We start from the raw sequence: 26,821 nt of genomic DNA, 5'->3' as shown, positions 1-26,821 counted from the left end.
TCTTCTGTGCAGCATCTCGTCACCGATCTGCTGGTCACCCTCGCGTACGGCGTGGTCGGCGTCGTTCTGATGGCCATCGGTTACGTCCTGGTCGACGTGGCCACCCCGGGCAAGCTTCACGAGCTGATCTGGGTCGAGCGCAACCGCAACGCGGCGCTGTTGCTCTCGTCGAACCTGGTCGGGGTGGGCACCATCGTGGTGGCCGCGATCGTGGCCAGCGACAACGATTTCAGGCTGGGGCTGATCGGCGCGGGCGCGTACGGCATCCTCGGCCTGGTGATCATGGCGGTGGCGTTCATGCTGCTCGACGCCGCCACTCCGGGCAAGCTCGGTGAGCTGCTGGTCGATCCGGAGCCGCACCCGGCGGTGTGGGTCTCGGCCACCGTGCACCTCGCCACCGGTGCGATCATCGCAGCCGCAATCATCTGATGGACGGCTGGACCGCCGCGCCGCCAGAGCAGAAGGAGAAGCTCAAGAAGGCGTTCTTCTGGATCGTGGCGGTGATCGTGGTCGCCATCTGCCTCATCGGCGCCTTCGGCCCCGACTCGGACACCTCCGTCCCCGCCCCGACGGCCGACGAGCGCTCCGGCACGGTGCCGATCCTCAAGGCGGCCACCGACAGCCAGGGCATCTGCTACGGCTGGAGGCTGTCCACCCGGTGGGACGACGTGAGCGTCGGCTCCAACCACGGTGACGGCGTGCCCGTCCCCGGCGCGCCGGGCTGCACGCGCTGGATCGAGGTGACCACGATGGTCAGGTACTCCTCCATGACGAGCGAGAACGACGAGGACTCCGTCGTCGTCTCGATCGAGGGTTCGGACGACATCACGTACGCCGACCTCGCCGCGATCGAAACCGGGCTGAGCCGCTTCGGGCTGGACCCGGACGCGTTCCTCGACGACCCGGGCTGGGCCGTCACCCGAGCCGCCACGATCCTGCCGCTGCTCGCCGCCGAGCGAGGGCTCGCCGGACCTGCTGCGGCGCCCACCGCCGCGCCGTCCACCGCCGCCGCGCCGCTGCCGGACGCCGGCAACGACTTCTGGCGGGACCGCTGGATCTACGTGCTCAGCTCGTTCGGCCTGTTCCTGCTCGCCGCGCTGTTCATCGCCGTGGGCGTGCGGCAGCGCCGCAACCACCGGGTACGGGTGCTCGCGCAGCGCGCCGCGGCGGGAGCCGCCGGACGTACCCGGAGCATCCGGTGACCGCCGACGTGGCCGCACGGCCGCGGTGGCGCCTGGCCCGCGCGGCGGTCCTGCTCGCGGTCTTCGTCTGCGCGGCCTGCGGCCTGGTGTACGAGCTGGCGCTGGTCGCGCTCGGCAGCTACCTGATCGGCGACACGGTCGGCCAGGCGTCGATCGTGCTCGGCGTGATGGTCTTCGCGATGGGCGTCGGCGCGCTGGTGGCGAAGCCGTTGCAGTCCCGGGCGGTGGTCTCGTTCGCGGTGATCGAGCTGACCCTGGCGCTGCTCGGCGGCCTGTCCGTGCTCGGCCTCTACGCCGCGTTCGCCTGGCTCGACCTGTACGGCCCGGCGCTCGTCGGCACCGCGTTCGTGCTCGGCCTGCTGATCGGCGCGGAGATCCCGCTGCTCATGGTGATGCTGCAACGCATCCGGGAGCAGTCCGCGGGCAGCGCGGTGGCCGACCTGTTCGCCGCCGACTACGTGGGCGCGCTGCTCGGCGGGCTCGCCTTCCCGTTCCTGCTGATCCCGGTCTTCGGCCAGCTCAAGGGCGCGCTCGTGGTGGGCGCGGTGAACGCGGTCGCCGGTGTGGTGCTCGTCTTCACCGTGTTCCGGGCCGAACTCAGCCGGCGGGCGCGGGCCGCGCTGGGCGCGGCCACCGTCGTGGTCGGCCTGCTTCTCGGGTACGCGTGGGTGACCGCCCACGACTTCGAGGTGACCACCCGCCAGCAGCTCTACCGTGACCCGGTGGTGCACGCCGAGCGCAGCCGCTACCAGGAGATCGTGCTGACCCGCTCGGTGCGCGAGCCCGGCCACGCCGCCACCGACCTGCGGCTGTTCCTCAACGGCGACCTGCAGTTCAGCTCGATCGACGAATACCGCTACCACGAGGCGCTCGTGCACCCGGCGATGCGCGGGGCGCACGGCGACGTGCTGGTGCTCGGCGCCGGGGACGGGCTGGCCGCGCGGGAGATCCTCAAGTACCCGGACGTGCGTTCGGTGACGCTCGTCGACCTCGACCCGGCCGTGGTCGAGCTGGCCCGCCGCGAACCGCAGCTGCGCGGGCTGAACGGCGGCTCGCTCACCGACCCCCGGGTACGGGTGCTCAACCTGGACGCGTTCGCGTGGCTGCGTACCGCCACGGACCGCTTCGACGTGGTGATCGCCGACCTGCCCGACCCGGACGAGACGGCCACCGCGAAGCTCTACACGATCGAGTTCTACACGCTGATCCGGCCGGTGCTGGCCCCCGGCGGGCGGCTCGTGGTGCAGTCCGGCTCGCCCTACTTCGCGCCCCGGTCGTACTGGTCGATCGAGCGGTCGATCCGCGAGGCCGGTTTCGCCACCGTGCCGTACCACGTCGACGTGCCGAGCTTCGGCGACTGGGGCTTCGTGCTCGCCGCGCCGGGTGACGTCGCGCCGGAGCTGGCGCTGCCGGACGACCCGCCGCCGCTGCGCTTCCTCACCCCGGCGGTGCTGGCCGCCGCCGCCGCGTTCCCCGCCGACCGGGCCCGGCTGGACGTGCCGGCCAACACGTTGTTGCGGCCCAGGGTGCTGGACTACGCCCGCGAGGAGTGGCGCGGCTACTAGGTTTCGGGACATGCCACCTGAATCGGCGCGCTACCGGCCGGGGATCGGCTGGCTGGTCCGCCGGCTGCCGACCCGGGCGATCCAGGCGGCGTCCTATCTCCAGGCGTTCGTGCTCTCCGGCGTGGTCACCGTGCTGGCCGTGCGCGCGTACCTGAAGGCCACCGACTATCCGCAGCTCGGCGGCGGCGGACTGCACATCGCGCACGTGCTCTGGGGCGGTCTGCTGCTCGCCGTGGGCCTGGGGATCCCGCTGGTCTTCCTCGGCGGCGGCGCCCGTACCGGCGGGGCGGTCGTCGGCGGCATCGGGTTCGGGCTGTTCATCGACGAGGTGGGCAAGTTCGTCACCACCGGCACTGACTACTTCTACGCCCCCGCCGCCGCCATCATCTACGTCGCGTTCGCGTTGCTGGTCCTGCTCACCCAGGCGGTACGCGGGCGCACCGGCCGATCCCGGCTCACCCCCGCCGAGCGCACCGCCAACGCGCTGGACGTGGTGCTCAGCGGCCTGCCCGCCGGGCTGACCGACAGGCGGCGGATCGCCGTGCTGCGTCTCGTGCAGGGCACCGGACCGGCCACCGAGACCGCAGTGGCGCACCTGCTGGACGCCGTACCCCACCGGGAACCGCCGCCGGTGCGGGTCTGGCAGCGCGCGGCGGAGAGGGCCCGGCGTCTCGCCGCCTGGGCGGCCGGACGCCGCTGGCTGGTCTGGCCGGTGGTGGTCTACCTGGTGGTGGAGCCGGTGCTCACAGTTGTCGCGGTGGTCCTGGACGGCGTCACCGGCCACCTGGACCAGGAACGGGAGTGGGGCGCGGTGCTCGGCGTCAGCGCCACCGCGCTGATCACCGCCGTGCTCGGCCTCTGGGCCGCCTGGCTGCTGCGGCGGAACCGGGCCGAGGCGTTCCGGCTGTTCAAGCTGGCGCTCCTGGTCGACCTGCTGTTCGGGCAGGTCTTCAACTTCACCGTCAACCAGTTCGGCGCGGTCTCCGCGGTCGCGCTCGACCTGGCGCTGCTCGGCGTGGTCACCGCCGAGCACCGACGGCTGCGCCGCGCCGAGGACCGGTGAGCCGTTCCGGCGTGCTGACCTGGTGCGAGATCGCTACGGTGGTCACCTGATCCAGGAAGGGAGAATCATGGCCGATGCTCCGGGCACCGCGCCCCGCGTGCGTCCCAGTGTGGTGACGCTTTCCAGTTGGCTGCTCATTCTCGTCGCCGTGATCCAGGTGGTGAACCTGATCGTGGCGCTGTCCGTCGTGGGCACCGTCCGCGACGTTCTCACCGACGCGTACGCGGGCACCTCGGCCGAGGGCGCCGCCGACATCGCGTACGTGTTCAGCATCGCCACGGCGATCCTGTCGCTGCTGTTCGCGGCCGGGCTCGTCGTGCTCGCGCTGCTGAACAACAGGGGCAAGAACGCCTCCCGGATCACCACCTGGGTGCTGGGCGGCATCCTGTTCTGCTGCACCGGCGGCGGGCTGCTCACCGGCCTCACCGGTGGCATGACCGGCGGCGGCACCACTGGTGACATGCCCAGCCCCGAAGAGATCCAGCGCCGGCTCGACGACGCTCTGCCGTCCTGGTACACCCCGGTCAACCTGCTGCTGGGCCTGGTGGCGCTGCTCGCCCTGCTGGCCGCGCTGATCCTGCTGGCGCTGCCGAAGGCGAACGAGTTCTTCCGCAAGCCCAAGGCCGGCTGGGAGCCGCCGGTTCCGGGCGGCGCGTACCCGGCGGCCCCGGGGCACCCGGGTGAGCCGTCGTACCCGTCGTACCCGGGCCCGACCGGCGACCCGGCGTACCCGCCGGCTCCCGGCACCCCGCCGCCGTCCACGCCGGGCGGTCAGCCGCCGTCGGCCGGTCAGCCGCCGGCCGGGCCGGGCGGTCAGCCGGGCGAGCGCCGCGACCCGGAGCCGCCGCCCGGAAGTTGACGTCCGGATTGCGGCGACGCCGACGATCCCTCCGAGTAGGTTGCAACCCGACGCCTACCGGAGGGATCAGTCGTGTCGTACCCCGATCGGGCCGCACCCCGGCGGCCGGGCACGGTCCTCGCCGCGGTGGCGGTGCTGCTGGCAATGGCGGTCGGCGCCGTGGCGTACGCGGTTGCCAACCTCGCCGTCACCGGCGGCACGGTGGAGCGGTTCCGGGCCGCCGCGGCGGACGAGACCGGCGCGAGCGGTGGCGACGTCGACCAGGTGGTCGGCCTGCTGCGTGCCTCGACCTACCTGGCCGCCGTGCTCGGCGTGCTGGCCGCGCTGCTGCTGGTCGGGCTGGCGCTGGGCCTGCTCGCCGGCCGGCCCGGCGCCCGCGTGGGGACCTGGATCGTCGCCGGCACCGGCCTGCTCTGCGGCTGTTGCGGGGTGGCGTTGCTGGTCGGCCAGCGGGCCGCCCCGCTGCAACTCGGTCCCGATGACCGGGTCACCGCCGACCTGCTGGGGCTCGTCGGTGACGCGTACCCGGCGTGGTGGATTCCGGTGAACGCGGCGGTGTCGGTGGCGCAGATCCTGGGCTACCTGGTGGTCGCCGCGCTGCTCACGTTGCCGTCGGCCGGCGCGTTCCTGCGTCGCGGCACCGGACCGGCTCGACCGTCCGGCTACGGCGTCACCGTGTCCGGCGCGCCCGCCTCCGGTCCGACGCCCTGGGGACCGCCGCCCGGCCTGCACCAGCCGTCCGCGCCGCCGGCGTCCGCACCGCCCGCGTCGCCGCCCCCGTCCGCTCCGCCCGCGCCGCCGGGCGGGTTCCCGCCGCCTCCCGAGGACCGCCCATGACCGGTGAAACCCACCCCTCCCGGCGCCGCGCCCTGGTGACCGGCGCCAGCCTGGGCATCGGCGAGGCGTTCGCCCGGCGGCTCGCCGCCGACGGCTGGGACCTCGTCCTGGTGGCCCGGGACGCCGCCCGGCTCGACGCGCTCGCGACGGAGCTGACCGGCCGGCACGGCGGCGACGCGGAGACGATCGCCGCCGATCTGTCCACCGAGGACGGTTGCGCGACGGTCGAGCGCCGGCTGACCGACGGTCCGCGGGTCGACCTGCTGGTGAACAACGCGGGGATCAGCCTGAACACCTCGTTCGTCCGCTCGCCGGTGGCCGAGGAGGCACGGCTGGTCCGGCTCAACGTGCTCGCGGTGCTGCGCCTGACCCACGCCGCGCTCGGTCCGATGATCGAACAAGGTGACGGGGCAGTGATAAATGTCTCTTCCGTTGCGGGCTTCGGTGTCCCCATGCCGGGATCCACGTACTCGGCCAGCAAGGCGTGGGTGACGAATTTCAGTGAGTCGATCGGCCAGTCCGTCGCGCCGCTCGGCGTACGCGTGATGGCGCTCTGCCCCGGCTACACCCGCACCGGCAACCACGAGCGGGCCGGCATCGACATGTCGCGCCTGCCCGCCTGGGCCTGGCTGCGCGCCGACGATGTGGTCGCTGAAGGGCTCCGTGACCTGCATAAAGGCAAGTTCGTGAGTGTCCCGGACTGGAAGTACAAGGTCGCGGTGGCCGGGCTGCGGTACGCGCCGAAGCGCCTGCTGCGGGGCTTCAACCGGGACACCCGGGGCGCGGTCGACCGGCGACGCGGCTGAGCGGTGTGGGGCCGGATCGGCGGCCGGCCCGGATGGACGGTCGCACAGCGTAGCCGCTCATCGCCACCCATCGGTCGCCCACTGGGTTGACCAGGGCGGACCCCGAGCACGGCGCTCAGACTTGCGAAGTACGCTCTTGGGCCATGGGCGACCGCGACGACCTGCGCAAATTCATCAGTGACCTGGCTGTGGTCCACGGCCGGGTCGTGCTCTCGTCGGGTCGCGAGGCGGACTGGTACGTGGATCTGCGCCGGGTCACGCTCCATCACGAAGCGGCTCCGTTGATCGGTCGGGTCATGCTCGACCTGACCGCCGACTGGGCGTACGACGCGGTTGGTGGGCTGACCCTGGGCGCCGATCCGGTGGCCGCCGCCATGTTGCACGCCTCGGCCGGCACCGACGACGCGGTGGACGCGTTCGTGGTCCGTAAGGAGGGCAAGGCGCACGGCCTCCAGCGCCGGATCGAAGGTCCGGACGTGGCCGGTCGCCGGGTCCTGGCGGTCGAGGACACCTCCACCACTGGCGGAAGTGTGTTGACGGCGGTCGAGGCATTACGCGAGGCGGGGGCCGAAGTGGTGGGTGTGGCGGTTATTGTTGATCGAGGCGCCGGCGACGCGGTGCGAGCCGCCGGATTGCCCTATAGGGCGGCCTATACGTTGGCTGACCTCGGCCTTGTGGCGTAAAAGTCTGCCGATTCGGATCTGCTGATATGCAGGCGGATCGATGCTGCTGGTGGAAGGATGGAATACGTGGGAACTGCGTTGGCTGAAATGACCATGCCTCAGATCTCGCCGCTTGCCGGCGAGCCGATCGAACGCGCCGACGCCGAGCGGCTCGCGGGGGTCCTCAAGGCCCTCGCGGACCCCGCACGGCTGCGGCTGCTCAGCCTGATCCAGTCGGCTCCCGAGGGGGAGGCGTGCGTGTGTGACCTCACCGCGCCGCTCGGCCTCTCGCAGCCGACGGTCAGCCACCACCTGCGAATCCTCACCGAGGCCGGCTTGCTGGAGCGGGAGAAGCGCGGGGTCTGGGCGTACTACCGGCTGGTGCCGTCCGCGATCGCCACGATCGCGGATCTGCTCACCCCGCCGCGGAAGCGGGCCACCAAGAAGGCTCGCTGAAACCTTCGGGCCGACCCGACGAGGGTCGTCCCGGCCGGGTGCCCGGTGGCGTGCGAGGGGTGGCGCCATCAGCGCACGATGACGGCTGCGGCCGTTCGTGTAACCCGGTTCGATGAGTCATGCCGAAAGCCGGTCCTCGCCCGAGGGCCGGCTTTCGGTGTCTGAACGCGCTCAGCGGCGGTGCTGCCCGCCGTCTTCGTGGCCGGGCCGGTGCTCCTCGATGCCCTCGCGAGCCGCCTCCACAGTGCCGGCCACTGTCGCCGCGGTGATCACCGCGACCGCCTCGCCGCGCTTGCGCGCCCGCCGGTCCCGCAGGAACTCGAAGAAGATCGGCAGCACCGAGATCACGATGATCAACGCGACCACCGGCAGGATGTACCTGTCGATCTTGTCGCCGATGGCGTCGTAGATCTGCCGGGCCAGCAGGTAGCCGATCAGCAGGATGCCGTCCACCCAGAGGACCGCGCCCACCACGTTCCACACGAAGAACTGGCGGGCCGGCATGCCGAGCACCCCGGCCACCGGGTTGAGGAACGTCCGCACGATCGGGATGAACCGGGCCAGCACCACCGCCTTCGCCGGCCCGAACCGCTGGAAGTAGTACTCCGCCTTCTCCACGTACTCCCGCTTGAACAGCCGGGAGTTGGGCTTCTCGAACATGCGGCGGCCGTACCGGGCGCCCAGCCAGTGCCCGAGCTGCGCGCCGACGATGGCGCAGAGCGGCCCGCCGATCATCAGACCGGCCAGGGACAGGCGGGTGCCGTCGCCGAAGATGGCGTCGGCCACCGGGGAGGCGGCCACCCCGGCCAGGAACAGCAGCGAGTCGCCCGGGAAGAAGAAGCCGACCAGGAGCCCGGTCTCGGCGAACAGAATGACCCAGACGCCGATCATGCCGAAGGTGTGGATGAGGTCCTTCGGATCGAGCGGGTTCAGAGCCACGCTCTCGGAGAACATCCGTGTCTTATCTGCTGTGTCCACGGCCACACAGGGTACCCCGGCCCGGTCCGGCATTTCGGCCGGACCGGGCGTCCTCGTCAGAGGCGGGGATCGACGGGCTCGGACTCGCAGGCGAGGATCGCGAACACCAGCTCGTGGCGACGCCAGAGCGGCGCGTCCTCGGCCAGCGCGTCCAGGGCGGCCAGGCCCAGGCCGTGCTCGCGCAGCGCGAGCCCGCGCTTGCGGCCCAGCGAGCGACGGCGCAGCGCGGCGAGCTGACCCGCCTCCGTGTAGCCGGGACCGTAGATGATCCGCAGGTACTCGCGGCCCCGGCACTTGATCCCCGGCTGCAGCAGCGAGCCCTTCGGGCCACGGGCGGCCAGGCCCGCGTACGGCTTCACCACCATCCCCTCGCCGCCGGCCGCGGTCAGCGCCAGCCACCACTGCGTCGCGTCCGCCACCGCCGCCTCGTCGGCCAGCTCCACCACCCGCCGACGGGTCGGCGTGAAGAACTCCGGGTCGGCGGCGCAGAGCCGGTCGGCCAGCGCCAGGTGCCAGCCGTGGTCGCGGTCGGCGTAGCTCACCCCGGCCCCGGCCAGCACCGCGAACGGCGCCAGCGTCACCCCGCGCAGCCCGTCGGTCGGCCGGACGTACGCCCGGTAGGCCGCCGAGTAGGCGGTGACCTCGGCGGCCCGGTCGGCCATCCGGGCGCGCAGCCCGTCCACCGGCAGCCCGCGCCCGGCGGCGGTATCCAGCGCGGCGAGCACCGCCGGCAGCGCCGCCCGCCCGGCCGCGCCGACCCCGGCGTACTGCTCGCGGATCAGCCCGCTCGCCTTCGCCGACCAGGGCAGCAGCTCGGCGTCGAGCAGCAGCCAGTCGGTGCCCAGCTCGGCCCAGAGACCGGCGGCGGTGACCGCGGCGCGCACCCGCGCCAGCAGCTCGCCGTCGAGCGGCGGGTCGAAGAACGGCCTACCGGTACGGGTGTGCACCACCCCACCGTCGAACCGGCCCGGCTCCCGCTCCACGAGCACCACCGCCCGCGAGCCCATGTGCTTCTCCTCGCAGACCACCCGGTCGGCACCGGCCGCCCGGTAGTCGGCGAACGCCTCGGCCGGGTGCTCCAGGAACCCCTCGACTGTCGACGTGGAGCAGGGCGCCATGGTCGGCGGCAGCCACACCAGCCGGCCCGGGTCGACCGCGAACCGGCTCATCACCTCCAGCGCGGCGGCGGCGTTCTCGGCCGGCACTGTGAGCGAGCCGTACTGGTGGGTCACGTGGCGTCGCCCGGTCACGTCGGCCAGGTCCAGCACGGTGTCCGGCCGCGCCGGCGCGACCGGGACCAGCGGCCGGGCCGGGGCGTACCACTCCTGCACCGCCGGTACGGCGACCAGCTCCTTCTCCGGGTAGCGCAGCGCGGTGAGCTGCCCGCCGAACACGCAACCGGTGTCCAGGCAGATGGTGTTGTTCACCCACTCCGGCTCGGGAGTCGGCGTGTGCCCGTACACGACCATGGCCGAGCCCCGGTAGTCCCGCGCCCACGGGTAGCGCACCGGCAGGCCGTACTCGTCGGTCTCGCCGGTGGTCTCGCCGTACAGCGCGAACGAGCGCACCCGGCCGGACGCCCGCCCGTGGTACGCCTCCTTCAGACCGGCGTGCGCCACCACCAGCCGGCCGCCGTCGAGCACGAAGTGGCTGACCAGGCCGTCGATGAACGTCTCCACCTCGGCGACGAACTCCGGCGGCTCGGCGGCGAGCTGCTCCATCGTCTCGGCCAGGCCGTGGGTCAGCTTGACGTCCCGGCCGCGCAGCTTGCGCAGCAACTTCTGCTCGTGGTTGCCCGGCACGCAGATCGCGTGGCCGGCCGCCACCATGCCCATCACCAGGCGGAGCACGCCAGGCGAGTCCGGGCCGCGGTCCACCAGGTCACCGACGAACACCGCGGTACGCCCCGACGGGTGCGCCGCGTCCACCGGGCGGCCCGCGTCGTCGCGGCGCAGCACGTAGCCGAGCCGGGACAGCAGCGCCTCCAGCTCGGTACGGCAGCCGTGCACGTCCCCGACCACGTCGAACGGCCCGGTCAGCTCGCGCCGGTCGTTGAACATCTTCTCGTAGCGGATCTCCGCGGCGTCGATCTCCTCCACGCCACGCAGCACGTGCACCTTGCGGAAGCCCTCGCGGGCCAACCGCCCGAAAGACTGCCGCAGGTCGCGGCGCATCCGGTTGAGCACCTGCCGGCCGAACGTGCGGTCGGCGCGCGCCTCGGTACGCTCCCAGGCCACCGCCTCCGGCACGTCCAGCACGATCGCCACCGGCAGCACGTCGTGTTCCCGGGCCACCCGGACCAGCCCGGCGCGGGCGTGCGGCTGGAGGTTCGTCGCGTCGACCACTGTGAGCAGTCCCCGCCGCAGCCGGATGGCGGCGACGTGGTGCAGCGCGTCGAACGCATCGGCGGACGCCGACTGGTCGTTCTCGTCGTCGGCGACCAGCCCGCGGAACGTGTCCGAGGAGAGCACCTGGCTGGGCGCGAAGTGCCGCCGGGCGAACGTCGACTTGCCGGAGCCGGAGACGCCGACGAGCGCCACCAGTGCCAGCTCGGGGATGTCCAGGACGGTCATCGGTTCGTCGCCTCCTTCCGGTCGTTGCTGGTGTTCTCATTGCGGTCGGCGCGGGTGAGCACCGCCAGCTGGGTCGGCGCGCCCACCTCCGGGTCGTCGTCGCCGACACCGCCGATGACAGCCGTGTAGCCGTGCGCCGCCGCCACCCGCTCCACCCAGGCGGCGAACTCGGCCCGGGTCCACTCGAACCGGTGGTCCGCGTGCCGGAACCGGCCCGGCCCGAGCCCCTCGTAGCGGACGTTGTACTCGACGTTCGGGGTGGTCACCACCACCGTGCCCGGCCGGGCGTGACCGAACACCGCGTCCTCCAACGCTGGCAGGCGCGGCGGGTCGAGGTGCTCGACGACCTCCATCAGCACCGCCGCGTCGTACCCCCGGAGCCGGTCGTCGCGGTACGTCAGCGCCGACTGCCACAGCCGGATCCGGTCCCGCTGCCGCTCCGGCAGCCGGTCCAGGCGCAGCCGCCGGGCCGCCAGGCCGAGCGACCGGTCGGACACGTCGACGCCCACCACCTCGGTGAAGCGCCGGTCGGCGACGAGCGCGGTGAGCAGCGCGCCGCCACCGCAGCCCAGGTCCAGCACCCGGCTCGCGCCACTGTCCCGCAGCGCGGTGAGCACCGCCTCGCGCCGCCGTACCGCCAGCGAGGCGCGGCGGACGTCCTCCGCCACCGGGGCTTCCCCGGGCGCGGGGTCGATGCTGTCGTCTGCGGGCGGCTCGTCGGCCAGCCGCAGCTCGGTCAGGCGGGCCATCGCCACGCCCGCGAGCGCCCGGCGGTGCGCCAGGTAGCGCCGCGTGATCAGGGCCCGCTCCGGATGACCGGCCAGCCAGCCGGCGCCCGCGCGCAGCAGCTTGTCCACCTCGTCCGGCGCCACCCAGTAGTGCTTCGCGTCGTCGAGCACCGGCAGCAGCACGTACAGGTGGTTGAGGGCGTCCGCGAGCCGCAGCGTGCCGGTCAGCGTCAGGTCGACGTAGCGGCTGTCGCCCCAGTCCGGGTACGTCTCGTCGAGCGGGATCGGGGTGGCAGTCACGGTCCAGCCCAGCGGGGCGAAGATCCGTACCGCCAGCTCCGCGCCGCCCCGGCAGCGCAGCACCGGCACCCGTACGGTCAGCGGGATCGCGGTCGCGGCCAGTTCGGGACGGTCACGCGACTCGCCGCGCAGGGCGGAACGGAACACCTTCGACAGCGCCGACGAGAGCAGGCTGGAGGCCGCGTACGGGCGGTCGTTGACGTACTGCCCGAGCGCGAAGCCCTCCGGCGCGCGGTTCTTCCGGCCGCCACCGCCCAGCTTGAGCGGATCGACCTCGACCAGCAGCGCCGCCGTGCAGCGCGCCTCGTCCGCCTCCGGGTAGAACACATGCGCGGCGCCGGCGGGAAGATCGAAGGTCTGCACGCGGTCCGGATGCTTCACCAGGAGGTGGCCGAGGTCGGTTGCGGGGCGGTGGGTCGTGGTGAGGGTCAGTAGCACTTGTCGATGATCTCGTTGTTTTCTGGTTTTTGTCGTGGGGGTTTCCGGGGGAGCCCGACCCGCTCCGGGCGGTCAGGCTTGATCCCTGCGCGGGTCGGGCTCCCCCGGAAACCCTCGTGGATGCGCCCCGTCGGAGGCGTACTGCTGGTGGGTGTCTTTGCTTTCTATGTGGCGGTGCCCCGCCGACCCTCGGGGTCGGCGGGGCACCTTTGTGCTTCTCGTCAGGCTACGAAGCGGGTCTTGCGGCGGCGGGTCAGCACGTAGCCGACCGCGCCGGCGGCGAGCAGCAGCGCGCCGATGCCGGCGATCAGGCCGGTGGAGGAACCGGTGATCGGCAGCGTGCCGCCGTCACCGCCGCCCTGGCCACCGTCGCCGCCACCCGGCGCCGCGTTGACGACGACCTTGGCGGTGTCGTTGGCCGGCTTCAGGTCACGGTAGAAGCCACCGTCGCACTGGCACGGCACGTTGATCTTCACGAGGCCGGTGTCGTTGGCGATCACCTTGTCGATCTTCAGGCCGAAGTCCAGCTTCACGGTGTCCCCGGCCTTCAGGAACGAGTCGAAGTAGCAGCGGTAGTGACGCGCGCCCGGCTTGCCCGGCTCACCCCACTCGTCGCCCTTCACCGGCGAGCAGTTCTCCGGCACGGCGGTCGTGGTGGTGCCCTTCGGCACGTCGAAGGTCAGGTACGTGACCGAGCTGCCGGAGCGGCTGTAGTCGAGCGTGGCCGGGCCGTTGTTGCGCAGCCCCACCGTCGCCTTGACGGTCGCGCCCGCCTTACCGGTGACCGACGCGCCGAGCGCCTCCAGGTCGGTGCTGTTGTTGCCGGTGACCTTCACCTGCAGGTACGAGCCGTTGTTCTCCGGCCGCGGGTCGGCCTGGAAACCCCGCGCGGCGGCCCGGCCGGCGGCCTCGGCCAGCGTCAGCTTGCCGTCGGTGCCCGGCTTGCCGATGGTCACGTCGTAGTTGCCGAGGTAGTTCTCGAAGTCCTCGAACTCGTCCGGGGTCATCCAGATGATCTCGCCGTACCGGGAGCCGGGCGCCATGGTGTCCGCGCCGAGCGCGTACGGCAGCGTCGCGCCGAACGTGCTGCCGGCGGAGAGCTCCTCGTCGAACCGGCAGGTGCGCAGCTCGTCGCCCACGTACGTGCAGTTGCTGTAGTGCTTGGCGGCGTTCATGCCGTAGTCGTTGTAGAAGACGACGGCGGCGCCCTTGGCGGTGGTCTCGCCGACGTTCGTCACCTTCAGCGGCGCGGTGAAGCTCTTGCCCGGAGCTGCCGACACAGTGGTCTCCGGGCCGGCCGCCAGGTCGACGCCCTCACCGACGCGCACCTTGGCCTCGTGCGACACGCTGTCGAAGCCGTTCGCCGACAGCGTCACCTTGAGCGTGCCGGTGTCGCCGTCCTGGGCCTTGCCGGTGGGCTTGATCTGCACCGGGAAGATGCCGGAGAGGCCCCACTCGTCGAGCTCCACCTCCCACGGCGTCGTGCACACGAGCACGTTCGCGGAGGGCGAGGTGCAGTCCGTTCCGGTGTTCTCCTCCTCGCCGACGGTCACCTTGCCGGCGAGCCCGGTGAGGTCGTAGCGGACGGTGAGGTCGTGCAGCACGACCGAGCCCGAACTGCGGATGATGCTGTAGTCGATCTTGCCGTCCGAATCGGCGGCGATCGTCGTGTCGCTGAAGTAGACGCCGAGCTTGACCTTCGGGTCCGCCGCGAAGCCGGGTGTGGCGGAGGCGGCGACGAACGCGCCTGCGACGCCCAACCCGGCGAGTAGACGCCGGCTGGAGTTGCTGAGCATGAAGAGGGTCCTCCCGTGGGGGTGATCAGGTGGAGCCCACGGAGCTTAAAGATTCCTTAAAGGATCGCGTTGTCCCACATCATGAATATTGACCGAACGGATGATCGGCGCCACCGCAATGTTCCAGCTGCCCGGGACCGTCCATCAATCGGACACCGGGAGGTGCAGTGACGTACGAGGAGTTCGCCGACGCGCGGTTGGGCGCCCTGCTGCGGTACGCGGTCATGCTGACCGGAGACCCGCACCAGGCCCAGGACCTGGTGCAGGAAACCATGGTCCGGGTCCAGCTCAACTGGCGGCGGGTGGCTCGCAGCGACGTCCCGGAGCGGTACGTGCGCCGCATGCTCACCAACCAGTTCATCGACTGGCGGCGCGGCTCGTGGGCGCGACGGGTGCTGCTGCGCGGCGAGGTCGACGACTCGGTGCCCGCCACGGCCGACCACGCCCAGTCCGCTGTGGACCGGGACCAGGTCCGGTCCTGGCTGGCCCGGTTGCCCCGGCGGCAGCGCGCCGCCCTGGTGCTGCGCTACTACGAGGACCTGCCGGACGGGGAGATAGCCGAGATTCTCGGCTGCGCCGTGGGCACCGTCCGGTCCAGCATCTCGCGCGCCCTGGCCACCCTCCGAGCCGAACTCGTGGAGGTCTCCTGATGATCGAGGACGAACTGCGGGCCGCGTTCGCCCGCCTTGAGGAGTCGACCCCGCCCGTCGGCCCGGTCCGGGCCGCCGTCGACCGGGCGGTGATCACTCGCCGTCGGCACCGTCGGCGCGTACGCCTGGCCGGCACGGCGCTGGCGGTCGCCGCCGTCGCGCTCGGCGGCTTCACCGCCATGGCGCCCCGGCCACCGGCGCCCACGGCGGCGCCCTTGCTCGCCACGCCGGAGCCCGCGCCCGGCGGCGCGTTGAACGTGCTGCTGCTCGGCGTCGACCAGGCCGCCGGCAGCCGCCGTGCCGACTCGATCCTGCTGGTGCACGTGCCGGCCGACCGGAGCCGGCTCTTCCTGGTGTCGCTCCCGCGCGACCTGCTGGTGCCCATGCCGGAGCAAGGCGGGCTGGGGAAACTCAACGCGACCTTCTCCCGCGCCGCCGGTTCGGGCACCGACCTGGCCGCCGGCTTCCGGGCGACCCGCCAGGCGGTCGCCCGGCTGACCGGGGTACGCGTCGACGCCGGCGCGGTGCTCACGTACCCGGGGGCACGTGAATTGACCGACGCGGTCGGCGGCGTACCGGTCTGCCTGCCGGAGCCGGTTCGCTCGGTGCACACCGGGCGGCGTTTCCCGTCCGGATGCCAGCGGCTCAACGGCGCGGCGGCGGTGGACCTGCTGCGGCAGCGGTACGGCCTGCGCGACGGCGGACTGGACCGCGACCGCAACGCGGCGCGCTACGCCGCCGGCCTGCTCCACCAGATGCGGGAGCAGGGGACGGCGACGGACCCGGCGCAACTCGGCCGGCTGCTGCTGCGGGTCGGATCGGCCGTCACTGTCGACACCGGCGACCTGTCGCTGCCGGCGCTGGTGGCCGCGAGCGGCCGCGCAGCCGCGGCGGAGCCGGTCGCGGTTGCCTTCCCGGTGCTCGCCGAGTGGAACGGTCGCGGCTACGAGCCGGACCGGGAACTCACCCCGGGGCTCCTGGACGCGCTGCGGGCCGACCGGCTGGGGGAGTGGGCCGCCGCCCACCCGGCCTGGGTCACCAGCCTGCGGTGACCCGGCGCCGGATCAGCGGTAGTCGTCCTCGTCGGCGGTGACGACGCGGGCCTGCTCCATGGCGTCCCAGTCGTCGACCTCCAGGCCGCGGTGCGGCTCGCCGTCGCTGTCGTCGGTCACCGTGGTGGCCTGCTCGACCGCGTCGGCCGGTTCGGCCTCCAGATCCCGCTCCTCCGGGGCGAGGTGGTCACTGGGCGCGAAGTCCTCGTCGGGCTGACCCATCGTCCCTCCCTGATCTCCGTGCGGGCATCGTCCCCACCACCGTACGGGCTGGTCCGGGCCGCCGCCCGGTGGCGGGCGGAACGCGGAGTCGGCGATTGTCCCGCTCCCGGCGCGCGGCCGGTGCCAGGATGGTTGCCATGGGCTTTCTGATCCGACTGGCGATCACCGCTGTCGCGTTGTGGATCGCGACGCTGATCGTGCCCGGGGTGGAGGTGAGCGGCCGTAACACCGGCAACAACGTGCTCACCCTGATCGTGGTGGCGCTGGTCTTCGGTGTGGTCAACGCGGTGCTCAAGCCGCTCATCAAGGTGTTCGGCTGCGTGTTCTACCTGCTCACGCTCGGCCTGTTCGCGCTCGTGGTGAACGCCCTGCTGTTCCTGCTGACCGACTGGATCGCCGGCGTGCTGAAGCTGCCCTTCCACGTGGACGGCTTCTGGGCCGCCTTCTGGGGCGCCATCGTGGTCGCGGTGGTGAGCTGGCTGATCAGCGTCGTCGTGCCGGACCGGCTGGAGAATCGGTGAGCAGCGTCCGGGCCGGTTGTGCCCCGCTCGCGCTCCTACGGGATACTGCCCGCGGTGGACAGCGCGGTCCGGCGCACCCGTGGACGTCAGCGGCCGGAACGGTCGCCTCCATGGAAGACAGCGGCCTGCACGGCCGAGAGCGGTAAGTAAGGAGCGTTCGACATGCCCATCGCTTCCCCTGAGGCTTACGCGGAGATGCTGGACCGGGCCAAGGCCGGCCGGTACGCGTACCCCGCGATCAACGTGACCTCCTCGCAGACGCTGAACGCGGCGCTCAAGGGCTTCGCCGACGCGGAGAGCGACGGCATCATCCAGGTCTCCACCGGCGGCGCGGAGTACCTGTCCGGCCCGTCCGTGAAGGACATGGTGACCGGCGCGGTGGCGTTCGCCGCGTACGCGCACGAGGTCGCCAAGAAGTACCCGGTGAACATCGCGCTGCACACCGACCACTGCCCGAAGGACAAGCTGGACAAGTTCGTCCGGCCGCTCATGGCCATCTCGCAGGAGCGCGTCAAGGCAGGCCAGGAGCCGCTGTTCCAGTCGCACATGTGGGACGGCTCGGCCGTGCCGGTGGCGGAGAACCTGGAGATCGCCGAGCAGCTGCTCGCCGAGGCCGCCAAGGGCAAGATCGTCCTGGAGATCGAGGTCGGTGTCGTCGGCGGCGAGGAGGACGGCGTCGAGAACGCCATCAACGACAAGCTCTACACCACCGTCGAGGACGGCCTGGCCATGGTCGACGCGCTCGGCCTGGGCGAGAAGGGCCGCTACATGGCGGCGCTGACCTTCGGCAACGTGCACGGCGTCTACAAGCCGGGCAACGTCAAGCTGCGCCCCGAGGTGCTCAAGCAGATCCAGGACGCGGTCGGCGCCAAGTACGGCAAGGACAAGCCGCTCAGCCTGGTCTTCCACGGCGGCTCCGGCTCGCTGCTGTCGGAGATCCGGGAGGCGCTGGACTACGGCGTGGTGAAGATGAACATCGACACCGACACCCAGTACACCTTCACCCGCCCGGTCGCGGACCACATGCTCCGCAACTACGACGGCGTGCTGAAGGTCGACGGCGAGGTCGGCAACAAGAAGATGTACGACCCGCGCGTCTGGGGCAAGGCCGCCGAGGCCGGCATGGCCGCCCGTGTGGTCGAGGCCTGCGAGCACCTGCGCTCCACCGGCACCACCATGAAGTGACCCTCTGCTTGTAAGGAAGGGCCCCTTATTAACCGCTGTGGTTAATAAGGGGCCCTTCCTCTACCGCAGGCGTTAATAAGGGGCCCTTCCTTTCACCGCACCAGGAGGGTGACTGCCTCGCGGACGTCGTCGGTCAGGTGGATCGTGTGCGACAGGTCGCCGAACGGGGACGCGGCGAACAGCGGCCGCAGCAGCGACTCCACCGGCAACTCCGTGGTCCAGTACGTGCGGTCCAGGAACACGTACGCCCCGCTCGCCCCGTCCGTGCCGTAGAACGTCTTCGTGGCCGCCTGGAACACCTCCTGCACGGTGCCGGCTCGGCCGGGCGCGAACACGATGCCGCCCCGGGCCAGCCGCAGGATCGTGTCCTCCCGGATGGCGTTGGAGAAGTACTTGGCGATCCGGCCCGCGAACAGGTTCGCCGGCTCGTGGCCGTACAGCCAGGTGGGGATGGCCAGCCCGCCGGAACGGGCCCACTCGGTGCCGGGCGCCGACGGGCGGGGCGAGGGCAGCGACGGGCCGTCCGCGTACCGCTTGCGCACCGCCAGCGCCGCCGCCGTGTACCGCTCGTGGTCGGTGAAGTCCGGCGCGACGGCGAGCGTGTCGATCGCCGCGGACAGCTCCTCGGCCGGCCAGGCCGCGAGGAACGCGCCGAGGTTCGCCGCCTCCATCACGCCGGGACCGCCGCCGGTCACCACCAGGCGGTCGGCCCGCGCCAGCTCCCAGCCCAGCACCGCAGCCATCCGGTACGCGGCGCTGCCGCGCTGTACCGCGTGCCCGCCCATCACACCCACCACCGACTGCGGCCCGTGCGCGGCCAGCCACGACCGGGTGGCGTCGGCCAGCGCGTTGTCCACGCCGTGGTCGTGCAGCCGCTGACCGAGCGCCTCGCGTACGTCCGGCAGCGCGCCGCCGTGCGCCCGGAAGTGCGCGTACACCCGGGTGTCGTACATCCCGGCGAACCCGCCCTCGGCGAACCCGGCGGCCAGCTCGTCGGCGGTGTAGAGGTGCGACGGCTGGGTCGGGTAGGGCAGCCCGGAGAACGGCGGGACCACGTTGGCGCCCCGCCGGACCAGGTCCGCCCCGACCTCGCGGCCGGCGAAGCGGCAGCCCACGAAGAGCGTGCCGGTGACGTCGACGTCGCGCAGGTCGGGTACCGGGTCGAGGTCGAGGCGCAGGCCCTGCACGGTCAGCCCGGCCAGGGTCCCTCCGGCCAGCCGCTGCTCGAACGCGGTGCGGGTCTCGATCTCGTTGACGTGGGGGGCGTGCGGCTCGATGACGTCCGCGGGTGGTGGGGTCGGCACCCCGTCATCCTGCCCCCGCACGGCAAGCGCCGAAACCGGGGGCGGGAACGACAGGAGCCCGGCGGGCACGCCGCCGGGCTCCTGCGTAACCGGGTCCTGGGGAGGCTCCGGATCTGTATTTGTAGTGCAAGAACCACGCCGGCGGCATGGGCCGCGGGTACGTGCGCTCCCGCCGCAGGCGTGACGAAACCCTCAGCCGTTCAGCCAACCGTACGGGCGAGGCCCCTCGCGTACCCGAGGGCGAAGCGGGTTGAATGGGGCGATGCAGAACCTGTTGCCTGAGCCACCGGCCACCCTGCTCCCGACCCACGAGGAGGCCGACGCCGCGCTGGCGGCGGCGGCCGAGCAGGGCACCGACGAGGCGTACGCCGAGGTCGCGGCCCGCTTCCCGACCTACAGCGCGGCCTGGGCCGCGCTGGCCGGCCGCTCGCTCGCCGCGGGTCAGGTCGTGACGGCGTACGCGTACGCCCGCACCGGCTACCACCGGGGCCTGGACCAGCTGCGCCGCAGCGGCTGGAAGGGCCACGGCCCGGTGCCCTGGTCGCACGCGCCCAACCAGGGCTTCCTGCGCTGCCTCTACGTGCTGTCCCGCGCCGCGGGGGAGATCGGTGAGGCGGACGAGGCGGCCCGCTGCGCCCAGTTCCTCCGCGACTGCGACCCGGCCGCCGGGGACGCGCTGTCCGGCGACTGACCCGCCCCGCGACGGCCGGCATCTTGCGGCCGGCCGTCGCGCCCGTCCCTACAGCCCTTCGGCCACCGACGCGGCGATCTTCAGCCAGGCGTCCCGGGTGGCGGACGAGAGCTGCCCGTACCGCAGCGGCTCGCCGGTGTCGATGAGCCGCTCGTACGGCGCCAGCAGCACCGCCCGGGTCCGGGCCGCGAAGTGGGCCTGGATGGCCGGCAGGTCGATCTCCTTGCGGGACGGCGGCATCGACACCACGGTGACCGCCTGCCGGACCAGCCGCTGCCGGCCGCTCTGCTCCAGGTGGTCGAGCATCCGGGCGGCGGTCTCGGCCGAGTCGTTACGGGCCGACATGGTCACCACGAGCTGATCGGTGGCGTCCATCGCGGCCTGCCAGTTCTGCGCCCGGACGTTGTTCCCGGTGTCCACGAAGATCAGCTTGTAGAACCGGCTGACCACCTCGCGGATCTCCGCGAACGCGGCGGCGGTGAGCATCTCGCCGCCGGTCGCCGACTCGTCCGAGGCGAGCACGTCGAACATGCCCTCGCCCTGCGAGCGGACGTACTGCGACAGGTCGCCGACCCGGCCGTGCGGCCCCTGGAACTGGGCCAGGTCACGCAGCATGTCGCGCACCGTACGGGCGTGGAAGTCCTGCTGCGCCCGCATGCCGAGGGTGCCCTGGGTCTCGTTGTTGTCCCAGGCCAGCACGTAGCCGCCGCGCTTCTGGCCGAACGTCATGGCGAGCAGCAGGATGGCCACCGTCTTGCCGGCGCCGCCCTTCGGGTTGACCACTGTCACCTGGCGCAGCCCGCCGAAGTTGCGGCGGACCATCTCGATGTCGCGCTTCACCTCCTGCTCGTGCTGCCCGGGCGCGAGCCGGACCAGCCCGATCTTGTTGACCACCGCGCGTACGCCCATGGTGGCCACCGGATCGACCGGGCGGGCCTGACGGCGGCGGGCGAAGTCCTCGGCGGTCGGTGGCACCGCCTGCTGCGGCGTCCAGCCCTGCTCCGGGTACGCCGGCGCGGCCGGACCGGACACCGGCGGGGCGGGCACCTGCGGTGGCACCGGGGGGCCCGGCTGCGGCGCGCCGGCCTGCGGCGGGCCGGTCTGCGGCGTCCAGCCGGGCGGCGGGTACCAGCCGGGCTGGCCGGGTTGCGGCTGGTACCCGGCCTGGGGGTAGCCGTTGCCGTAGGGCGAGGGCGGCGCCGGCACGCCCGGCGACGGTGGGAACGGCCCGAGGCGCGGCGGCTCCGGCGCGGGCTCACCCGTGCCCGGCCCCGGCGACGACGCCCCGGTGACCTGCGCCCGGCCGGTCACCGGGGCGGTGTCGGGCGGCGGGAGCGGTGTGCCGGCGACCGAGGCCCGGCCGGAGACGGCGCCGTCGGCCTGCACGGGCCTCGGCGCGTCGGTGCCCGGCGTGGCGCCGTCAGCGGGAACGAGGTCCGGCGCGGCGTCGGCGGTGGCTCGCTGCGGCGGCTGGGCCCAGGGCGACGCCGCCCGGCCGTTCCCGCCGCCCTCGCCGTCCGGGTCGGCCGTTTCCGGCGCGGCGGCCGAGTGCGCCGTTGTTCGCGTGTCGTTCGGATCGGCAGTTGTCCGCATGTCAGCCGGCTCCGCCGACGTCCCTGTGGCGGCCGCGCCGGGATCGGGCGCGGCCTGCGATGCGGGATACGCGGCGGCCGTGCCCGGTGAGCCCGGTCCCGGCTGGGCCGACGCCGGGCCGGTAGGCGGCTGGTCGAGCGTGAACGGCAGGTCCAGGTCGACCGCGGGCGCCGGTGGCCCCGGGACGTCCGCCGCCGACGACGTGGGAGCGTCAGCCGGCGGGAGCGGCCAGGGTACGGCCGCCCAGGGCGGGGCGGTGACCGCACCGTCGGTCTCCTCTGGCGGCCAGAGCGGCTCGACGTCCCGCTCCGGCACCTGCCCTCGACCCGGCACGTGGGCCCGGTCGTCGTTGTCGTGCACCACGGTTCCTCCCCATTCCTTCCGCCGAGGATAGGCGGTACGGCCAGCGGCGCGAGCCGGGCGGGGATCGACCGAGGTCAGCCCGTCCAGACCGCCCAGGCCCCCGGCTCGGTCCACCAGGAGCGTTTGCGGGTCAGCTCGCCCTCGACGCCGTCGTCGAGGAAGGGCACCTTCTCGTCGCGGGGCACCACCGCCACCGCACGTCCCCGCGCCCGGCGTACCTCCAACCGGACCTTCTTCCGGCCCAACGCCGACCGGGTCACCACTGGTACGGCGACCCCCACCGTCACCCGGCCGTCGGCCGGATCCGGGCCGCCCAGCAGGTCCACCTCGCCCAGGCGCGCGTACCCGCCCGCGTTGCCGATCGCGCAGGCGGTGATCGGCTCGGAGCCGTCGCTGAGCACCGTGCCGTCGACCTCGACCCGGGCCCGCCAGTGCAGCGGCCGGCCGGCGTCGTCGGCGGCGCCGAGCAGCGCGCCGTCGAGCGTCACCGAGCCGCCGTCGTTGCGCAGCAGGTCCAGCCGCCGGGAGGTGCCGTCGAGCACCGCCGCGGCCACCCCGGCCGGGTCGCGGGGCAGCCCGAGCTGCGCGGCCAGGTCGCGCGCCGTTCCGGACCGGGCTGGATCGAGCGGGAGTACGCCGACCGGGGGCAGGTCGGGCACCGTCCGGTTCTCGGCCAGGTCCGCGGGGCGGCGGCTCGGCGGCGGAGCGTACCGGCGGACCAGTCGGCGCAGGACGGCGCGCAACTGACCGTCACTCGCAGTGGCGACGATCAGCCGCGTCTTGCCGTCGGGGTCCGGCCAGGTGAGGCCGTCGGCGCGCGGCGGGCCGTCGAGCCGGGCCAGCACCTCGTCGATCTCGGCGTCCGACCGGGCGGTCACCGTGCTCACCCGGGCGCCCCGGGCGGTCAGCTCGTCCGCGCAGGCCAGCACCGGTACGCGCGGCGTCTCGCAGCGCTCCTCGCCGGTCTCGGCGGCGGTGTCGTCCGCGCCGCCGCAGCAGGCGCCGCCGCCGTTGCCGCAGCCACCACCGGGAGCGTCCCGCTCCGAGCCGAGGGTGAGCAGCACCACGTCGTACACGAAGGAGCCTCCTGCTTCTCGACCAACCCCTGCTGGTCCCGCCGTCACTACTTGTTAGCCTGACACCCCGGGCTCGCAGACCGGTCGCCACCTGGCACCCGAGCCTTCTGGAGGCGGAAAAGATGCCAGCGATCGTGCTGCTCGGCGCCCAGTGGGGCGACGAGGGCAAGGGCAAGGTTACCGACCTGCTCGGTGAGCGGGTCGACTACGTCGTGCGCTACTCCGGCGGCAACAACGCAGGCCACACGGTGATCACGCCGGACGGCCAGAAGTACGCGCTGCACCTCATGCCGTCCGGTGCGCTGTCACCGAGCGCGATGATCGTGATCGGCAACGGCGTGGTGGTCGACCCGAAGGTGCTGCTGCAGGAGATCGACGGGCTCGCCGAGCGCGGCGTGGACGTGTCCCGCCTGCGCATCTCCGGCGACGCGCACCTGATCATGCCGCACCACCGGGCGCTGGACCGGGTGGTCGAGCGCTACCTCGGCAGCTCCCGCATCGGCACCACCGGCCGGGGCATCGGCCCCGCGTACGGCGACAAGGTCGCCCGGATGGGCATCCGCCTGCAGGACCTGCTCGACCCGGGCATCCTGCGCAAGAAGCTGGAGCTGGCGCTCCGCGAGAAGAACCAGCTGCTGTTCAAGATCTACAACCGCAAGGCGATCGACGTCGAGGAGACAGTCGAGGAGTACCTCCAGTACGCCGAGCGGCTGCGCCCGTACATCGCCGAGACCCGGGTGATGCTCTGGGACGCGCTCGACCGCGGCGAGACCGTGCTGCTGGAGGGTGCCCAGGCCACCATGCTCGACATGGACCACGGCACCTACCCGTTCGTCACCTCGTCGAACCCGACGGCGGGCGGGGCGTGCGTGGGCGCGGGCATCCCGCCGACCGCGATCACCAGGGTCATCGCGGTGAGCAAGGCGTACACGACGCGGGTGGGCTCCGGCCCGTTCCCCACCGAGCTGTTCGACGACAACGGGCAGCACCTGCGCAAGATCGGCCACGAGTACGGCACCACCACCGGCCGGGAGCGCCGCTGCGGCTGGTTCGACGCGGTGGTGGCCCGGTACGCGTGCCGCCTCAACGGGGTCACCGACCTCGTGGTCACCAAGCTGGACGTGCTGACCGGCCTGGCCAAGGTGCCGATCTGCGTCGGGTACGAGATCAACGGCGAGCGGTTCGACGACATGCCGATGACGCAGACCGACTTCCACCACGCCACGCCGATCTACGAAGAGCACGACGGCTGGTGGGAGGACATCACCAAGGCGCGGACGGAGGACGAACTCCCCGAGAACGCGAGGCGCTACATCGCCCGCATCGAGGAGCTGACCGGCACTCGCGTGAGCGTGGTAGGTGTGGGCCCAGGCCGAGAGGAAAACGTCCTCCGCCACCCCCTCCTCCCTTAACCCCCTCCTTTTCGCCGTTGATCAAGGGGTTTGTGTCCAGTCCGGCGTCGGATCCGGACACAAACTCCTTGATCACCGGGGCGGGTGCGGGGTGGCGTCCGGGGAGGGTGGCTCTGGTTATCCACAGGTTTGTCCACAGGGGTGTCGGCTGTGGGGTGGCGCGGGGGAGCCTGCGCGTGTGGGTGGATTCGACGAGCTGACGCGGCTGGCTGCCGGGCAGGGCGGGTTTGTCACCGCTGGGCAGGCGTTGCGCCTGGGCCTCGGCCGGGAGCAGATCCGGTACCTCGTCCGGGCCGGGCGATGGACGCGCGTCTCGCGCGGCTGCTACCTCCCGTCCGCAGGGTCGACGGCGGTGGTGCTGCGGCGTGTCCGCATCCGCGCCGCGATCGCGAGTCTTGGGCAGGGTGCGGTCGCCGTGCTCGACACCGCCGCCGAACTGCACGGCATCAGCGGCCTTGCGCCGACGGCGGCGATCCACGTCTCGGTGCCACCCGGTCGGCCGCACGTGCAGCGCCGGGCGGAGCCGGGACTGACGGTGCACCAGTTGACGCTCGCCGACGCGGACGTGTGCCGGGCCAGCGGCGTACCGGTCACCACACCGGCGCGGACCGTTGCCGACGTATTGCTGCGCACGCGGCGCTACCCGGCGGTGTGCGTTCTCGACTCCGCGCTCAACCAGGGGATCCTGGCCGACGACGACCTGTCCCTGGTGCTCGCGCATCTTGCGGGACGCCGAGGCGCGGTCGCCGCACGGGAGTGCTTGGCCGAGGCGGACGGCCGGGCGCAGTCGCCCCTGGAGACGCGCGCCCGGCTCCGGTGTGTCGACGGCGGTGTCCCGCCGGACACCCTGCAACTCCCGGTACGGGACGAGGACGGTTACCTGCTCGGCATCGGGGACATGGCGTGGCGGGGCGCACGCCTGATCGCCGAGGCGGACGGCCGGGCCCCGCACCTGACCCCCGAGGCGGTCTACGCCGACCGCTTCCGGCAGAACCGCCTGACCAACGCCGGCTGGCGAATCCTCCGCTTCACCTGGTCCGACACCCTGCGCCCCGACTACATCCCCCAGACGGTCAAACGAGCCCTCCGTCAGAGCCGCCAGCGCGGTTGATCAAGGAGTTTGCGGACTCTCACCCCCGAATCTGGGACGCAAACTCCTTGATCAACGGGTTGGGGTGGGGTGGTCAGTAGGATGCGGGGTCGTGCGCGTACTTCTTGTGGGTGGTGGTGGGCGGGAGCACGCTCTCGCGCTCGGACTGGCCGGGGATCCGGCTGTCGAGGCGCTCGTCGCGGCTCCGGGGAATCCGGGGATCGCGGCCGTGGCGCAGCTGCGGGAGGTGACACCCACCGACCCGGCCGCCGTGGCGGCCCTCGCCGTCGAGGTCGCGGCTGACCTGGTGGTCATCGGGCCGGAGGCGCCGCTGGTGGCGGGCGTCGCCGACGCGGTACGCGCCAAGGGCATCGCGGTGTTCGGCCCGAGCGCCGAGGCGGCCCGGCTGGAGGGCTCGAAGACGTTCGCGAAGGACGTGATGACCGCCGCCGGCGTGCCGACCGCCCGCGCGTACACCTGTGACGACGCGGCAGCAGTGGCGCGTGCGCTGGACGAGTTCGGCGCGCCGTACGTGGTGAAGGACGACGGGCTGGCCGCCGGCAAGGGCGTGGTGGTCACCGACGACCGGGCCGCCGCCGAGCGGCACGCCGCGGAGTGCGGCCGGGTGGTGATCGAGGAGTACCTGTCCGGTCCCGAGGTCTCCCTGTTCGTGGTCACGGACGGCGAGGCGGCGGTGCCGCTGCTGCCCGCGCAGGACTTCAAGCGCGTCGGCGACGGTGACACCGGCCCGAACACGGGCGGGATGGGCGCGTACACGCCGCTGCCGTGGGCGCCGCCGAACCTGGTGGACGACGTGATGCGCGACGTGGTGCACCCGACGCTCGCCGAGCTGCGCCGCCGGGGCACCCCGTTCGCAGGCCTGCTCTACGTGGGACTGGCGATCACCCCGTCCGGCCCGCGCGTGATCGAGTTCAACGCGCGCTTCGGCGACCCGGAGACCCAGGTGGTGCTCGCCCTGCTGGAGACGCCGCTGGGCGGGCTGCTGCACGCCGCCGCCACCGGCACGCTGGGCGCGCACCCGCCGCTGCGCTGGCGCGACGGTGCGGCGGTCACAGTCGTGGTGGCGGCCGAGGGCTACCCGGCGGGCCCGCGTACCGGTGACGTGATCACCGGCGCGGACCGCGCCGGGATCATCCACGCCGGGACCCGCCGCGACGCCGACGGCACGTTGCGGTCCGCTGGGGGCCGGGTCCTCTGCGGTACGGCGACCGGCCCGGACCTGGCCGCCGCGCGCGACGCCGCCTACGAGTTGGTACGCGAGGTCGAGCTGGCCGGTTCCCACCACCGCACCGACATCGCAGCGGCGGCGGTGGACGGCCGGATCACGCTTCCCGGCTGACGGGCGGCGCCCCGCGGCGGGACCGGCTCGCGGGGCGCC

General features: G+C 72.8%; 25 protein-coding genes. 17 read left to right on the top strand and 8 right to left on the bottom strand.

The window, feature by feature from the left end:
* The first annotated feature begins 6 nt into the window (after nucleotides 1-6).
* From AMK25_RS04475 to AMK25_RS04435, 9 genes are all read left to right on the top strand, one after another.
* The gene (locus tag AMK25_RS04475) at nucleotides 7-429 is read left to right on the top strand and encodes a DUF350 domain-containing protein (RefSeq protein WP_043327571.1); all 423 of its coding nucleotides are present in this window, start codon (nucleotides 7-9) and stop codon (nucleotides 427-429) included.
* Nucleotides 429-1,202 carry a hypothetical protein gene (locus tag AMK25_RS04470; protein WP_073826837.1) on the top strand — a complete coding sequence of 258 codons (774 nt, stop codon included), beginning with the start codon at nucleotides 429-431 and terminating at the stop codon, nucleotides 1,200-1,202. Before AMK25_RS04475 ends, AMK25_RS04470 begins: the two co-directional genes overlap by 1 nt.
* Complete coding sequence (locus AMK25_RS04465) at nucleotides 1,199-2,767, top strand: polyamine aminopropyltransferase (RefSeq protein WP_073826835.1); 1,569 nt, start codon at nucleotides 1,199-1,201, stop codon at nucleotides 2,765-2,767. Before AMK25_RS04470 ends, AMK25_RS04465 begins: the two co-directional genes overlap by 4 nt.
* A gap of 64 nt (nucleotides 2,768-2,831) precedes the next feature.
* Nucleotides 2,832-3,830: a hypothetical protein gene (locus tag AMK25_RS04460; protein WP_198937445.1), complete on the top strand. Its 999-nt coding sequence runs from the start codon at nucleotides 2,832-2,834 to the stop codon at nucleotides 3,828-3,830.
* A 67-nt stretch (nucleotides 3,831-3,897) separates the two neighbouring features.
* Nucleotides 3,898-4,689 carry a preprotein translocase subunit SecG gene (locus AMK25_RS04455; protein WP_073826831.1) on the top strand — a complete coding sequence of 264 codons (792 nt, stop codon included), beginning with the start codon at nucleotides 3,898-3,900 and terminating at the stop codon, nucleotides 4,687-4,689.
* A 72-nt stretch (nucleotides 4,690-4,761) separates the two neighbouring features.
* Nucleotides 4,762-5,526, top strand: a complete 765-nt coding sequence (locus tag AMK25_RS04450; RefSeq protein WP_073826829.1) for a hypothetical protein — start codon at nucleotides 4,762-4,764, stop codon at nucleotides 5,524-5,526.
* Nucleotides 5,523-6,332, top strand: a complete 810-nt coding sequence (locus AMK25_RS04445) for an SDR family NAD(P)-dependent oxidoreductase (RefSeq protein ID WP_073826827.1) — start codon at nucleotides 5,523-5,525, stop codon at nucleotides 6,330-6,332. Before AMK25_RS04450 ends, AMK25_RS04445 begins: the two co-directional genes overlap by 4 nt.
* Nucleotides 6,333-6,475: 143 nt before the next feature.
* The gene (gene pyrE / locus AMK25_RS04440) at nucleotides 6,476-7,015 is read left to right on the top strand and encodes an orotate phosphoribosyltransferase (protein WP_030500558.1); all 540 of its coding nucleotides are present in this window, start codon (nucleotides 6,476-6,478) and stop codon (nucleotides 7,013-7,015) included.
* Nucleotides 7,016-7,072: 57 nt separating this feature from the next.
* Complete coding sequence (locus AMK25_RS04435) at nucleotides 7,073-7,450, top strand: ArsR/SmtB family transcription factor (protein WP_007454255.1); 378 nt, start codon at nucleotides 7,073-7,075, stop codon at nucleotides 7,448-7,450.
* 171 nt (nucleotides 7,451-7,621) lie between these two features.
* On the opposite strand, the gene AMK25_RS04430 is transcribed toward AMK25_RS04435, so the two are convergent.
* The 4 genes from AMK25_RS04430 to AMK25_RS04415 form a co-directional block, all read right to left on the bottom strand.
* Nucleotides 7,622-8,461, bottom strand: a complete 840-nt coding sequence (locus tag AMK25_RS04430; RefSeq protein WP_073826825.1) for a DedA family protein — start codon at nucleotides 8,459-8,461, stop codon at nucleotides 7,622-7,624.
* A gap of 23 nt (nucleotides 8,462-8,484) precedes the next feature.
* Nucleotides 8,485-11,001, bottom strand: a complete 2,517-nt coding sequence (locus AMK25_RS04425; RefSeq protein WP_073826822.1) for a polynucleotide kinase-phosphatase — start codon at nucleotides 10,999-11,001, stop codon at nucleotides 8,485-8,487.
* Complete coding sequence (locus AMK25_RS04420; RefSeq protein WP_073826819.1) at nucleotides 10,998-12,467, bottom strand: 3' terminal RNA ribose 2'-O-methyltransferase Hen1; 1,470 nt, start codon at nucleotides 12,465-12,467, stop codon at nucleotides 10,998-11,000. Before AMK25_RS04420 ends, AMK25_RS04425 begins: the two co-directional genes overlap by 4 nt.
* Before the next feature lie 221 nt (nucleotides 12,468-12,688).
* Entirely contained in the window at nucleotides 12,689-14,263 is a 1,575-nt protein-coding gene (locus tag AMK25_RS04415) for an LPXTG cell wall anchor domain-containing protein (protein ID WP_073826816.1), read from the bottom strand.
* Between the two features lie 167 nt (nucleotides 14,264-14,430).
* Between AMK25_RS04415 and AMK25_RS04410 the strand changes: the two genes are divergently transcribed.
* Both AMK25_RS04410 and AMK25_RS04405 read left to right on the top strand, forming a co-directional pair.
* Nucleotides 14,431-14,913, top strand: a complete 483-nt coding sequence (locus tag AMK25_RS04410; protein ID WP_073826814.1) for a SigE family RNA polymerase sigma factor — start codon at nucleotides 14,431-14,433, stop codon at nucleotides 14,911-14,913.
* Nucleotides 14,913-15,965 carry an LCP family protein gene (locus tag AMK25_RS04405; protein WP_073826811.1) on the top strand — a complete coding sequence of 351 codons (1,053 nt, stop codon included), beginning with the start codon at nucleotides 14,913-14,915 and terminating at the stop codon, nucleotides 15,963-15,965. Before AMK25_RS04410 ends, AMK25_RS04405 begins: the two co-directional genes overlap by 1 nt.
* A 12-nt stretch (nucleotides 15,966-15,977) precedes the next feature.
* Here the strand turns inward: AMK25_RS04405 and AMK25_RS04400 are convergent, their stop codons facing one another.
* On the bottom strand, nucleotides 15,978-16,187 hold the full coding sequence (locus AMK25_RS04400; protein WP_030500565.1) for a hypothetical protein: 210 nt from the start codon (nucleotides 16,185-16,187) through the stop codon (nucleotides 15,978-15,980).
* 137 nt (nucleotides 16,188-16,324) lie between these two features.
* Between AMK25_RS04400 and AMK25_RS04395 the strand changes: the two genes are divergently transcribed.
* Both AMK25_RS04395 and fbaA read left to right on the top strand, forming a co-directional pair.
* Nucleotides 16,325-16,708: a phage holin family protein gene (locus AMK25_RS04395; RefSeq protein WP_073826809.1), complete on the top strand. Its 384-nt coding sequence runs from the start codon at nucleotides 16,325-16,327 to the stop codon at nucleotides 16,706-16,708.
* A 162-nt stretch (nucleotides 16,709-16,870) separates the two neighbouring features.
* Nucleotides 16,871-17,893: a class II fructose-bisphosphate aldolase gene (fbaA, locus tag AMK25_RS04390; RefSeq protein WP_073826807.1), complete on the top strand. Its 1,023-nt coding sequence runs from the start codon at nucleotides 16,871-16,873 to the stop codon at nucleotides 17,891-17,893.
* A gap of 92 nt (nucleotides 17,894-17,985) precedes the next feature.
* Here fbaA and AMK25_RS04385 read toward each other — a convergent pair whose 3' ends face one another.
* Entirely contained in the window at nucleotides 17,986-19,197 is a 1,212-nt protein-coding gene (locus tag AMK25_RS04385) for an LOG family protein (RefSeq protein WP_225980598.1), read from the bottom strand.
* Nucleotides 19,198-19,459: 262 nt separating this feature from the next.
* Here AMK25_RS04385 and AMK25_RS04380 point away from each other — a divergent pair, with 262 nt between their 5' ends.
* A complete protein-coding gene (locus AMK25_RS04380; RefSeq protein WP_073826804.1) occupies nucleotides 19,460-19,888 on the top strand; it encodes a DUF3151 domain-containing protein in 429 nt (142 codons plus the stop codon).
* A gap of 48 nt (nucleotides 19,889-19,936) precedes the next feature.
* Here the strand turns inward: AMK25_RS04380 and AMK25_RS04375 are convergent, their stop codons facing one another.
* Nucleotides 19,937-21,844, bottom strand: coding sequence for a MinD/ParA family ATP-binding protein (locus AMK25_RS04375; RefSeq protein ID WP_073826802.1), 1,908 nt, complete (start codon nucleotides 21,842-21,844; stop codon nucleotides 19,937-19,939).
* A 74-nt stretch (nucleotides 21,845-21,918) separates the two neighbouring features.
* On the bottom strand, nucleotides 21,919-22,920 hold the full coding sequence (locus tag AMK25_RS04370; protein ID WP_073826800.1) for a diacylglycerol kinase family protein: 1,002 nt from the start codon (nucleotides 22,918-22,920) through the stop codon (nucleotides 21,919-21,921).
* Nucleotides 22,921-23,042: 122 nt separating this feature from the next.
* Here AMK25_RS04370 and AMK25_RS04365 point away from each other — a divergent pair, with 122 nt between their 5' ends.
* From AMK25_RS04365 to purD, 3 genes are all read left to right on the top strand, one after another.
* Nucleotides 23,043-24,332 carry an adenylosuccinate synthase gene (locus tag AMK25_RS04365; protein WP_073826797.1) on the top strand — a complete coding sequence of 430 codons (1,290 nt, stop codon included), beginning with the start codon at nucleotides 23,043-23,045 and terminating at the stop codon, nucleotides 24,330-24,332.
* 178 nt (nucleotides 24,333-24,510) lie between these two features.
* Nucleotides 24,511-25,443: a type IV toxin-antitoxin system AbiEi family antitoxin domain-containing protein gene (locus AMK25_RS04360; RefSeq protein WP_073826795.1), complete on the top strand. Its 933-nt coding sequence runs from the start codon at nucleotides 24,511-24,513 to the stop codon at nucleotides 25,441-25,443.
* Nucleotides 25,444-25,534: 91 nt separating this feature from the next.
* A complete protein-coding gene (purD, locus tag AMK25_RS04355) occupies nucleotides 25,535-26,782 on the top strand; it encodes a phosphoribosylamine--glycine ligase (RefSeq protein ID WP_073826793.1) in 1,248 nt (415 codons plus the stop codon).
* Nucleotides 26,783-26,821 lie beyond the last annotated feature (39 nt).

The sequence above is a fragment of the Micromonospora sp. TSRI0369 genome, from assembly GCF_001905625.1.
Lineage (GTDB): Bacteria > Actinomycetota > Actinomycetes > Mycobacteriales > Micromonosporaceae > Micromonospora > Micromonospora echinospora_A.
The sequence above is the reverse complement of the archived record's forward strand: the minus strand, read 5'-3'. Positions and strand labels throughout refer to the sequence as shown.